Source organism: Tabrizicola sp. (assembly GCF_030694085.1).
GTDB lineage: Bacteria > Pseudomonadota > Alphaproteobacteria > Rhodobacterales > Rhodobacteraceae > Tabrizicola.
In genome coordinates, this window is the sequence record NZ_JAUXZE010000098.1 from 1 (window position 1) to 10,000 (window position 10,000).

Here is a 10,000-nt window from a genome sequence, read left to right on the forward strand (position 1 = left end):
GCGCACGAAAAGGTATCCGCTTCTTAGGTTGATGGCACCGGGCGATCAGGGGCCATTAGACCCTGAACCCAAGCGCAGCGATCTCGTCGTCCGGCAAGAGCATGCCGATGAAGTCGTCGAAACTGTCGGCTATCTTGTGAAAGAACGTCTCGAAGGTAGCGTTGGTTTCCATGTTGCCTTCCCAGACTTCAGGGTTTGCGCGCGTCGGATCATTTTGGTAGTTCAGACAGGTCCAGCCACCCGCCGGAAGTTGGGCGAAGGGAATGACATCGAGAAAAGGGCGCTCGTATTGGTCGTCGACATATTCAGCGATGTCGCGAGCATCAACTTCGATTCGGTCAATCGGTTCGAGGTACTGCATGAAACCCAAGTAGCGCCCGCCCTTCGCATGTGTTCCAGTTACGCCAGATGAACAGAACTTGCCCCGTTTGATGATGGATGCGTGTCCTGTCGTCATGTAGCCGCGACGCAACTCCTCAGGAAGCCTGACACCAAGGCGGTTTTCGACTTCAACAATCTGAGCTTCCGTCGCTGGCGGCAGCGGCGTTGTCAGATAGCTTCCCCATTCAAAATCTCTCATTCTGTCCCTATGGGTTGATCGTGCTGGCCCAGCCGACATGTCCGAAAATTATGTGGGCACGCCTGTCGAGCAGTAGCATCGGTCCTGTGCCATCCTGGTTCAAGGAAATGCCATCATGATGCCAAGTCAGACCTGTGATTTGAGCCTTTCCCGACCTGATGTCATCAAGTTGAACTTCCGTAAATCTGCGCGCGTCGATGCGTCCAGCCTCAATCTCGGCCCAAAGCGCGCGTGACGCAGCCCTCATGTCTGCCGTGTCCGCTCCAACACCACGCCCAACAGGGTTCGGGATGTCCACCCGCGCCACACCGATCTGAGAGAAGTCTGGGACACCGTCAGTATAGGACACTGACACGGTTCGCCCGTTGAGTGACGAGGCGGGGTCCGTGATGGTTGTCGTATAGCGGACCTGGCCGCCTGGCATAATCTCGACGTAGTTGCCGGGCTTGACAGACCAATTTCTGAAACTGGGGGCATTCGGCCCGCCACTTCTTTGCCCAAGGAACCTCCCGGTATCATCCAGAATACCGGGCGTGATGCGGATAGGTGCGCGAGCTGCGGCACCGATGACGGAGAACAGGCCGCCAGTTACCAGCGCAAGGGCGTCAGGATAGAAGCGCCGCCCGGTCTCGATGAGCATCCCGTCATTGACTGCACGGGCATCGGCGGCGGAGACGCCTTGACCGGCAATGCGCTGCAAGTCAGCGCTCAGGGCGTTCCACTGCGCGGTATCATAGATCCCGCGTTGGTCACGCTCCTGCTCGACGGCACGAGCTGCCGCAACGAAGCCACGGCCAATGTCGCGAAGCGCGGCAAACCGCTCGTCTTCGCTTACCAGACCCTGCGGCAGATACTTTACACCGGCCATCAGAACCAGAGAGTTCAGGAACTGCCCTGCACTTTCCGGCGCATCCCGGCGAAGCTCGCTCACTACGACTGCAGGATGGATCCCGTCAAAGAAAGGGCTGGCTGACATGCCGCGGGCCATTTCATCGGCACCCTTGCGATAGGCCTCAGCTTCGGCGATCAGCCGGGTACGATCAGTATCTGGCCCGAACAACAGACCTGAGCGGGCCAGCGCGCCGGGCTCGCGCGATGCCAGTTCGTAACGATAGGCTGCGGCCCTGAATGCCTCTGCCAAAGCCCGTTGCTGTGCCTCTTGATCCGCCGTCTTGTCAGACAGGGCGGCAAGAGCTTCAATCGCAGGCCGCAAGGCCCGCATCTCGGCCTCGGCGTTGCGGCGCATTTGGTCGCGATCGGCGTCGCCATAACGGAATGCGAAACCATCCCAATTCTGTGGGGATGTCGCCACCTGATCCTGAACGAAGGGCTCTGCGTGGCAGCGACAGTTGAAGGCCTGTCCTGGGTGCCCACCCTCCGGCGGGTTATCCCAACTGAACACCTGGTCATCGTATTGCGCATGCGACGATCGCACCTTGCCGTCATCGCGCGACCGCCAAACGTATTGAAGGATACCAAGGTCCCGCTGTCGCAACTCATTGATCAAGGCTGCGAAGCCGCGCAAAAGATGCTGCTCCATCACCTCTCGGATCGGGCGAAGTCGCTGGAGGTGAGAATGCCATTCAGTCCAGATGGCCTCGATCCGCTCCTCCCATAGAGCAAGAGTGTCGGCGCGAGCGGCGCTGACACCCGGCAGCTCTGCCGCTGTCAGGGGCGGGTCATATTGTGCGCTGATGGCTTGCAGAAGCATCGCCGAATTCGACTGGATGACAGCATCCAGCCTGGCCGCGAAGTTATCGCGCAGGGCCGCATAATTCGGAAACTCACTCTTGATGGAAAGGGCCGTCCGCCCCCCAACCCACACATCGGCCTTGCGCCGAATGAAAAATTCGGCGCTCCCGCCCGTGCGCAGGAACTGGGTAAACTTTGTTTCCATAAAGCACTGCCGTCCTTGGGATCTGGCACCGAGCCAGCGGAAATTCAGTTAATCTTAGGAAAATACCGCGCTCGGTGAACACTTCGGAAAAGCATCCTCACAGGGGCAGATCCTTGGGACTATCACGCTCGTCTTATCGTTTTCACACTGACCCTGAAGAGCTGCGCGATCTCGGATAGTGGGCGCAGCTCCTCGTCACGCATCCGCCGCACCTCGGACTTCTGTGCAGCGGATAGGGCAGGGGGCCTGCCCCCGACGCGGCCACGCTTGCGGGCTGCTTCCAGCCCCTCTTTCGTCCTCTCGGAAATCCGCTCGCGCTCGAACTGGGCGATAGACGCGAAGACATGGAACACCAACCGACCTGCGGGCGTGGTGGTATCTATGTCCTCGGCCAGCGACCGGAAGCCCGCACCATGCGCCTGGATCGTGTCCACGATGTCGAGAAGATCGCGAAGGGACCGGGCGAGTCGGTCATACTTCGTGACGGTGACCACGTCGCCCGCACGCAACTGATCGAGCAAGCGGTCCAGCTCAGGCCTGCTCCGGGCCGCGCCGGTGATCTTGTCAGCGAAGATCTTCTCGGCGCCCGCTGCCTTCAGGGCATCGAGTTGGCCGTCCAAGTTCTGGTCTTCTGTGCTGACGCGAGCATACCCAATGATCATGCCTCACTGTGCCAAAAACCTCCCAAAACTGCAAAGGTTTTGTCATGGGTTTTTGTCCGACCTAAGCCTTTGATGCGGAGTAGGGCAGAGGCGTTGCGACAGAAACGACCGTTTTATGGTTTGTTCGCTTCAGCCCCGTAAATGACATTGGTCTCGGAATCAATCCTTAAGCGATCAGCAAGGTCGGCAAGAAAGCCCTCCTTCTTCGAAAGATCGGCTAGCCGCACATCCTTTTCACTGACCAATGCTACCTTGGCGGAAAGCGGAATGTAAGAATCGGCCAGCTCCGTCAAAACGATACCAAAGGTAACAGATTTTTCAGGCAAATCTCTTGCTTTAAAGATCATTGGCCTAAAATACTTTTCCCTATCGTTCGAACCAACACCAAGCATGTATATTCTTCCATTAACATGGTAAATCGGACCCTGATGATGATAATCAATATCATCTTGTGTTGATCTATGATAGTGCATCCAAGGCTCCTCGTCCTGGTCGCGCTGACGCAGATCCTCGGCGCGCTGGTGATGGAATTGCGCCCGGTCGCGGGATCAGTGGCCAATACCAATGCTTCGCGGGACGAATTCGGCCTTCACACCGACGACGCAGCGGTGCCGCGCAACGGGCGTGCGGCCTTCATCAACCTTTACGGCTTGGTCAATCCACCCGACACGATGACCGGCTATGCGCCGACGCGGGATGCCCTGGCCGAGATGCAGGCCTCGGGGGCAGTCGAGGTGCTGCTGCAGGCGCTGCGGGAACCCCGGTTCGAGGTCCGCTACCCGATCTCGTTCAAGTTCGAGAAGGAGGTCTGGTCCGATCCCTGCGCGATTATCGAGATGTCGGAAGACGGGGACATCGATACCAGGTTCCCGTCCTACGCCGTGAAGCCGGTGGACGATGGCGACTTTGTCGCCCATGCGGCCATCGCCGTATTCCTTGCGGCGCTGGAGCGGCATGTCGTGAACGTGCCGCTCGATCCGGGGTGCTTCCTGACCTTCAACAACTCCCGTGGCGCGCACAAGCGCGGCGCGATTGGTCAGGGTGACCGCCGGGTTCTGCGCACCTACAGCGCGCGGGACCTCGACCAGCTCCGGCAGATGACCGATGCGCCGGGGCCGATCTTTCCGATCGCGCCCATCGTGGCGGCACTGACCACCCACGCAGCCTGACAAGGGTCCAGCGCGGCAGTTGTTGACCTCTGCCGCGCTGCCATTCCCCTAGGAGAACGCCCATGACTCAGCAGAAGAATCTCTTCTACAGCGACCCGGACCTGACCGAGATCAGGTCTTCTATCATCGGCGTCCGGCAGCACGCCTTTGGAACTGCTGTTGCACTCGATCAGAATATCGTCCGCGCGGCGGGCGACGGCGAACCCCGGGACGTGGGGGAAATCGGAGAGATGCCTATCCGCAGCGTTGAGAAACAGGACGGCATGACGTGGATTGCGTTCGAAGATCGCCAGGACCGGTATTCCGTAGGGGATGTCGTCAATCTCCGCGTCGATGCCGGGCACCGCGACAGCCGGAGGCGCCTTCACACTGGGGTCCATCTGGCGATCCGTTGTGCCTGCAATCATTTTGGCGACATCCGCATTACCGAGGCCGAGATCGCGGAGGACGCGATCTCAGCGCGAGTCGTTGGCAAGGTAGATCGCCCCGTTGACAAGGCGGATGTCGGGTTTGTCGACCGGGCAATGCGGTCTGCAGTTTTGAAGGCGTATCCTGTGACATCGATCAACGCAAAGTCGGTCGAGCATGCCGAGAGGAAGTTTGGCCCTCTGTTCCGGGTGAGCGACCGTCATGCGTTCAAGGGCAAGGTTCGGCTTGTCTGCATGGACAATCTGGACGTGAACCCCTGTGGTGGGCTGCACCATCCGGACACCAACATCGGCGCCTATGAGATGAAGGCCGATCTGACCGATGCAGCAAGCGGTGTATTCGACATAAAGATCAACCTCGCCCAGTGCTGGATGTATTGGTGCGGTGACTGAGCACTCGAAGGCAGCAGAATGTTCTGCTGCCGATCTGCCCAGCCGGTCGGCGCGGCGCAGTGCCCAGTTCATCTCAGGAATTCAGTATTCCTGAAGCAAGAACAGCCTTGGTAGCCAGTACATCACAGTTCCCATCCGAGATCCCTGTCGAGTTCGCGCTGTCGCCTGCGTTCTTGGTCGATTTCCTGCTCGCGCTCTTTCTGACGGGCCTCTGCAGGCGGCCTGATCGCCCGCGCCGCCAACCGCTTCCTCGGCAAATCCGACCGCGAAGCGGCCTCGGTCATGTCGTCAGCTCAACGTCACACCCACTTCCTCGACAGTCCCCGCATCGTGGCCGCCACGGCGCGTTCAGACTTCCAGTTCTCAGCCTTGCGGCATGATCTGACCTCGATCTTCCTCGTCCTGCCGCCGAACCGCCTCGACGCCTACAGCCGCTGGCTGCGCCTTCTGGTGGCACAGGCGCGCTTCAGGATATCGCGCGGGACGCAGAAGCCGCTCAGGCAGGCGCTGCGCGCCTGAAACAGCCCGCCCTGTTCCTCCTCGATGAGTTTGCAGCCCTTGGCCGTCTGGAAGCGGTAGAGCGCGCCATGGGGCTGATGGCAGGCTATGGGCTGCAACTCTGGCCGATCCTGCAGGACATGAGCCAGCTGAAGGACCTCTACGGCGCGCGGGCAAATACCTTCGTGGCCAACGCGGGCGTGCTGCAAACCTTCGGCGTGAACGACTTCGAGACGGCCAGATGGCTGAGCCAGATGATCGGCAGAGAAACGACCGGCTATCAGACCGAAAGCCACAAGCCCGGCGATGCGCCCTCGACCTCCTACAACGTCACGGCGCGCGACCTGATGACCCCAGATGAGATCATGCAGATTCCGCCCCATGTCCAGCTGCTGCGCGTCCAGGGCAAGCCGGTGATCATCGCCCGCAAGTTGCGCTACTTCGCGGACAGGGAATTCGACGGGCGCTACCCATCACCGGATCCACAACCCGCAAATCTCAAATCTGAACCCTGATCGCGCAACACCGATCTCTGATCCCACATCGCACATCCCCGATCACGGAAGTCACAATGTCCAAACCCGGTTCTGCCTCCCCTGCCCTCTCCCTCGCCGCCCTCGGTGAAATGGTGGATCTTCTGGGCGTCGTCGTCGCTAGGATGTCGGAGAAGCTGGATCAGCACGGGGAAACCCTCGCAACGGTCCAGAAGACCGCGCTGGAAAGCCGGGACGCCGCACAGGTGGCCAAGGCCTATGCTGATCCGCAGCGCTATGGCCGCCATATCGGCAATGAGATCGACAAGGCCCTGGCTGCCCCTCTTGACCGGCTGGAAGGTCTGCACCTGGGCCTCGCTGCCGATCGGCGGGACGCCAGCCGCACCCTGGACGAGCTGGTCCGGCAGGAAGAGCAAACCCTTCAGCGCCTGCGTGACGATCTGGCAAGTGCGGGACGCTGGAAGAAGCGCGCCCCATTCATAGCCCTCTTCGGGTCGGTCCTGGTGCTCGGTCTGACCATCGCCCTGCCCCGCTTCATGGCAGGCAACGGTACCGCCTGCGCTGTGCTTGGGGGCGAATGGCTGCGTGGGCCGGAGAGCGGGAAGCAGGCCTGCGTGTTCTATGTAGGGTGAGGCTCAAGCTCGCTGGCTGAGTGTTATATAGTGTTAGAATCTGTGTTACGCTGTGGATAAGTGTATTTAAAGCTTTGATATGGATTAGATATTTTGACTGCCCCGTGTGCAGAGTCACGAAAGAGCGTGTGCAGAGTCACGAAGAAACGTGTGTAAAGTCACGAAAGCTGCTTGTGCCGTGTGTAAAATCACGAATGGCCTTGACGGCGTGTGTGAAATCACGAAAGTAGGCGCATGGTGGGTGAAATCACGAACGACGCCAAATCTCCCCTGCTGCCTGATCGGTTCGAACAGGCAGACCTGTTCGTATGTGATATTTTTGATGCCGCGCCTAAGGGCGATATGGCCTCGATGGCGCACCCGATCTTCTCGCTTTCGACCAAGCCCGACCATCGTATCCGCCGATACGAAGATGAGACCGGCAAGAACTTCGTGGAGGTGAAACCCTCTGCTGAGGGGTTGGCGACCATACATGACCGCGATGTCCTGATCTACTGCATCAGCCAGCTAATCGCCGCGATCAATGACGGCCAAACGCCTTCCAAGACGCTGAGATTGAAGGCCTACGACTTCCTGAAGGCAACGAACCGCGTAACCGACGGTCGTGGCTATGATGCATTGCGAAGTGCACTGATCCGGCTGCAAGGCACACAGATTGAAACGAACATCGTAACCGGCGAGACGGAACAGCTCGACATTTTCAGCATCATCGACCGGGCAAAGATCGTCCGGCAGACCCGTGATGGGCGGATGCAGGAGATCGAAGTCCAGCTTTCGGATTGGGTCTTCAACGCTATCCGGGCAAAGGAAGTCCTTACCTTCCATCGAGATTATTTCCGACTGCGGAAGCCGATAGAGCGGCGCCTGTATGAACTGGCCCGCAAACACTGCGGGCAGAAGAAGGAGTGGCGGATCACCCTGCCCGTTCTGCAAAGGAAATGCGGCTCTTCATCGACGCTGCGAGAGTTTCGGCGGTTGATCCAGAACATCGTGGATCACGACAACGAACATGCCCACATCCCCGACTATGGCGTCCGGATGGATGAGGATATGGTCACCTTCACCAACCGCGGGACAATGCTGGAAGACCCGCAGTCCGCAGGCGTTCCCAGCTTTGCGTCCGTGCGCCTCAGCCCGGATGCCTTGACCGAAGCGCGCTCTGCGGCACCTGGTTGGGATGTATATGTCCTTGAGAGCGAATGGCGCAGCTGGATGGCCGACGGTGGGCTCGATGCCCCCAAGAACCCCGACAAGGCATTCCTGGGCTTCTGCAAGAAGTGGTATGAGCGCCGGGGCCGCCCTTAGCGTGCCCGGCCCTGCAAGAGCAGGTCCAGCCCTTCCCAAAGCGTGACATTGCGTTCGTTGCAGAACGCGCGGAACTGGTCGATGACCCGTTTCGGTCCTGGGATGGAAACCTTGTCCTGCGCTTCTGTTCGCTTCGGTCCAGGCTTGCGCTTTGCGGTCGGTTCCCGACTGACAAAGCCAAGCGCTGTGCCCGCCTCGACTGCCTCCTTCAGCGCCTCCATATCGGGAGCATGACGTGGCTTTGGGCTGTCGACCTTGGGAAGCTCGATGCCCCCGCCAAACCCGTACTTTCCGCTCATGCGGCCCTCGCTTTCGTAAGGGTATCAACAACTGCCTGGGCGTAGTCGCGGGCGTTCTCGATGGCAGACGCAACTTGCTTCTGAGCCTTTTCGACCGCCGAGGCCGCCTTCCCCTTCATCTCTTCGGCAACCAGATCATGCAGCTCCGCCAACAAGAGACTGTCACGGAAAATCCGCGTGTAAGGGGCACGGCGGGCAATCCGAACGGGCAAAGTATTGATGTTGCTGCTCTCCATTTCCTGCCGGACGTCTCTTTCGTCGGTCGTCAGGAAGGCCGCATTTGTGCGCGCGAAAAGCAATGTGTAGGCGATTGGGCTTCTGATCATCCGGGCCGTGGTTTCGACAAGTCGCACCGCCTGGGCCGCTTGTCGCGCCTCCATCGGCGAGCCATCCATTGGAATGACGCACAGGTCCGTGCGAGACAAGGCAAACGTGACGATCTGATCCTTCGACCCCTCAAGGTCGATGATGAGATAGTCTGCTCCTGCCTCAAGGCCGTCGATCAAGGCAACAGTGTCTTCCGCCTGCGGACGGGCATGAACAGCAAACGGCACCTCCCTGCCCGCTTCCTCACGCCCCCTTGCCCAGGCAAGGATGTTGGCGTTCGGGTCCAGGTCGAGAATGGCAACTCTACCGCCCGAAAGGGCTATCTGCTCGGCCAGGAGCATGGCGGAAGTGGTTTTCCCCGATCCGCCCTTCGGGTTTGCGAAGGTGATGACAAACATGGGCGAAGACTACGTGATCAATCAGTAAAGTCAATGTTATCTTTAATTTGATTATTAACGCTAACGTTGGCGTTATATATAACCTAGCGCGCCATGCCCTTTCGCCCAAAGCCTAAGCGGCCAGATGGTCGAAGGGTTGGCTCTGGCCTTACAGGTCAATTTGTGCTTAGATGTGCACACTCGAACACAGGGATTTATCATGCCTGCCAGCACCACGATGACAATCCGCATCAGCCCTGACGTGAAAGACAAACTCGGGCGCCTGGCGCAGGGTACGCGCCGCAGCAGGGCCTTCTTGGCGAGTGAGGCCGTGGAGGCTTATGTGGATCGGGAACTGGAAATCATCGACGGGATTCAGCGGGGACTTGCAGACGTCGCCGCCGGTCGCACTGTGCCGCATGACGAAGCTATGGTGGAGCTTCAGGCGGCGATCGACGCCACCCGAAGCGGGAGGGCGTGAAACGTCCTGTCATCTGGTCGCGCTCCGCCTTGGACGACCTCAAGGCGCAGGTGGCCTACATCGCAGCCGAAAACCCGGCGGCGGCGCAACGTGTTTCTGACGCGATCAGGGCCGCCGCCTCAGCGCTTTCTGACATCCCGACTGGCCGCCCTGGTCGCGTGACCGATGCCTATGAAAAGTTAGTAACGCGCCTGCCATACATCATCGCCTATACAATCAGCTCCAGCCCCGCAGGAGAAGTCATCGCCATCGTTCGGGTCATCCATACCGCGCGAGACTGGCCCGAAGAACAGTGGCCGAAGGCCTGACATCACACCGCGCACGAAAAGGTATCCGCTTCTTAGGTTGATGGCACCGGGCGATCAGGGGCCATTAGACCCTGAACCCAAGCGCAGCGATCTCGTCGTCCGGCAAGAGCATGCCGATGAAGTCGTCGAAACTGTCGGCTATCTTGTGAA

Annotated in this window: 15 protein-coding genes; 8 read left to right on the forward strand and 7 right to left on the reverse strand. The window is 59.4% G+C overall.

The genetic code is table 11. The features are described from left to right. Positions 1 to 55: 55 nt before the first annotated feature. The 4 genes from Q8M85_RS22515 to Q8M85_RS22530 all read right to left on the reverse strand — a co-directional run bounded on the left by Q8M85_RS22515 (position 56) and on the right by Q8M85_RS22530 (position 3,612). Entirely contained in the window at positions 56 to 580 is a 525-nt protein-coding gene (locus tag Q8M85_RS22515; protein WP_305549049.1) for an SMI1/KNR4 family protein, read from the reverse strand. A 7-nt stretch (positions 581 to 587) separates the two neighbouring features. Beyond that, entirely contained in the window at positions 588 to 2,477 is a 1,890-nt protein-coding gene (locus Q8M85_RS22520) for a phage minor head protein (protein WP_305549052.1), read from the reverse strand. A 122-nt stretch (positions 2,478 to 2,599) separates the two neighbouring features. After that, a complete protein-coding gene (locus tag Q8M85_RS22525) occupies positions 2,600 to 3,139 on the reverse strand; it encodes a recombinase family protein (RefSeq protein ID WP_305549055.1) in 540 nt (179 codons plus the stop codon). Positions 3,140 to 3,252: 113 nt separating this feature from the next. Continuing rightward, positions 3,253 to 3,612, reverse strand: coding sequence for a hypothetical protein (locus Q8M85_RS22530; protein ID WP_305549058.1), 360 nt, complete (start codon positions 3,610 to 3,612; stop codon positions 3,253 to 3,255). On the opposite strand from Q8M85_RS22530, the gene Q8M85_RS22535 reads away from it, so the two are divergent. Together Q8M85_RS22535 and Q8M85_RS22540 are read left to right on the forward strand one after the other, a co-directional pair. Further along, positions 3,601 to 4,308, forward strand: coding sequence for a hypothetical protein (locus Q8M85_RS22535; protein WP_305549061.1), 708 nt, complete (start codon positions 3,601 to 3,603; stop codon positions 4,306 to 4,308). The two genes, Q8M85_RS22530 and Q8M85_RS22535, sit on opposite strands and share 12 nt — an antisense overlap. Positions 4,309 to 4,370: 62 nt before the next feature. Next, entirely contained in the window at positions 4,371 to 5,129 is a 759-nt protein-coding gene (locus Q8M85_RS22540; RefSeq protein WP_305549064.1) for a hypothetical protein, read from the forward strand. 122 nt (positions 5,130 to 5,251) lie between these two features. Here Q8M85_RS22540 and Q8M85_RS22545 read toward each other — a convergent pair whose 3' ends face one another. Continuing rightward, entirely contained in the window at positions 5,252 to 5,413 is a 162-nt protein-coding gene (locus Q8M85_RS22545) for a hypothetical protein (protein WP_305549067.1), read from the reverse strand. Between Q8M85_RS22545 and Q8M85_RS22550 the strand changes: the two genes are divergently transcribed. From Q8M85_RS22550 to Q8M85_RS22565, 4 genes are all read left to right on the forward strand, one after another. Further along, complete coding sequence (locus Q8M85_RS22550; RefSeq protein ID WP_305549070.1) at positions 5,412 to 5,648, forward strand: type IV secretory system conjugative DNA transfer family protein; 237 nt, start codon at positions 5,412 to 5,414, stop codon at positions 5,646 to 5,648. The two genes, Q8M85_RS22545 and Q8M85_RS22550, sit on opposite strands and share 2 nt — an antisense overlap. 11 nt (positions 5,649 to 5,659) lie before the next feature. Next, positions 5,660 to 6,142, forward strand: coding sequence for a type IV secretory system conjugative DNA transfer family protein (locus Q8M85_RS22555; protein ID WP_305549090.1), 483 nt, complete (start codon positions 5,660 to 5,662; stop codon positions 6,140 to 6,142). 56 nt (positions 6,143 to 6,198) lie between these two features. Next, the gene (locus tag Q8M85_RS22560) at positions 6,199 to 6,753 is read left to right on the forward strand and encodes a hypothetical protein (protein ID WP_305549073.1); all 555 of its coding nucleotides are present in this window, start codon (positions 6,199 to 6,201) and stop codon (positions 6,751 to 6,753) included. Between the two features lie 234 nt (positions 6,754 to 6,987). Beyond that, a complete protein-coding gene (locus tag Q8M85_RS22565) occupies positions 6,988 to 8,058 on the forward strand; it encodes a replication initiator protein A (protein WP_305549076.1) in 1,071 nt (356 codons plus the stop codon). On the opposite strand, the gene Q8M85_RS22570 is transcribed toward Q8M85_RS22565, so the two are convergent. Further along, a complete protein-coding gene (locus Q8M85_RS22570) occupies positions 8,055 to 8,357 on the reverse strand; it encodes a hypothetical protein (protein ID WP_305549079.1) in 303 nt (100 codons plus the stop codon). The two genes, Q8M85_RS22565 and Q8M85_RS22570, sit on opposite strands and share 4 nt — an antisense overlap. Continuing rightward, the gene (locus Q8M85_RS22575) at positions 8,354 to 9,082 is read right to left on the reverse strand and encodes a ParA family protein (RefSeq protein WP_305549082.1); all 729 of its coding nucleotides are present in this window, start codon (positions 9,080 to 9,082) and stop codon (positions 8,354 to 8,356) included. Before Q8M85_RS22575 ends, Q8M85_RS22570 begins: the two co-directional genes overlap by 4 nt. Before the next feature lie 199 nt (positions 9,083 to 9,281). On the opposite strand from Q8M85_RS22575, the gene Q8M85_RS22580 reads away from it, so the two are divergent. Both Q8M85_RS22580 and Q8M85_RS22585 read left to right on the forward strand, forming a co-directional pair. Next, positions 9,282 to 9,542: a CopG family ribbon-helix-helix protein gene (locus Q8M85_RS22580; protein ID WP_305549084.1), complete on the forward strand. Its 261-nt coding sequence runs from the start codon at positions 9,282 to 9,284 to the stop codon at positions 9,540 to 9,542. Continuing rightward, entirely contained in the window at positions 9,539 to 9,850 is a 312-nt protein-coding gene (locus tag Q8M85_RS22585) for a type II toxin-antitoxin system RelE/ParE family toxin (RefSeq protein WP_305549087.1), read from the forward strand. Before Q8M85_RS22580 ends, Q8M85_RS22585 begins: the two co-directional genes overlap by 4 nt. The last annotated feature ends 150 nt before the right edge of the window (positions 9,851 to 10,000 follow it).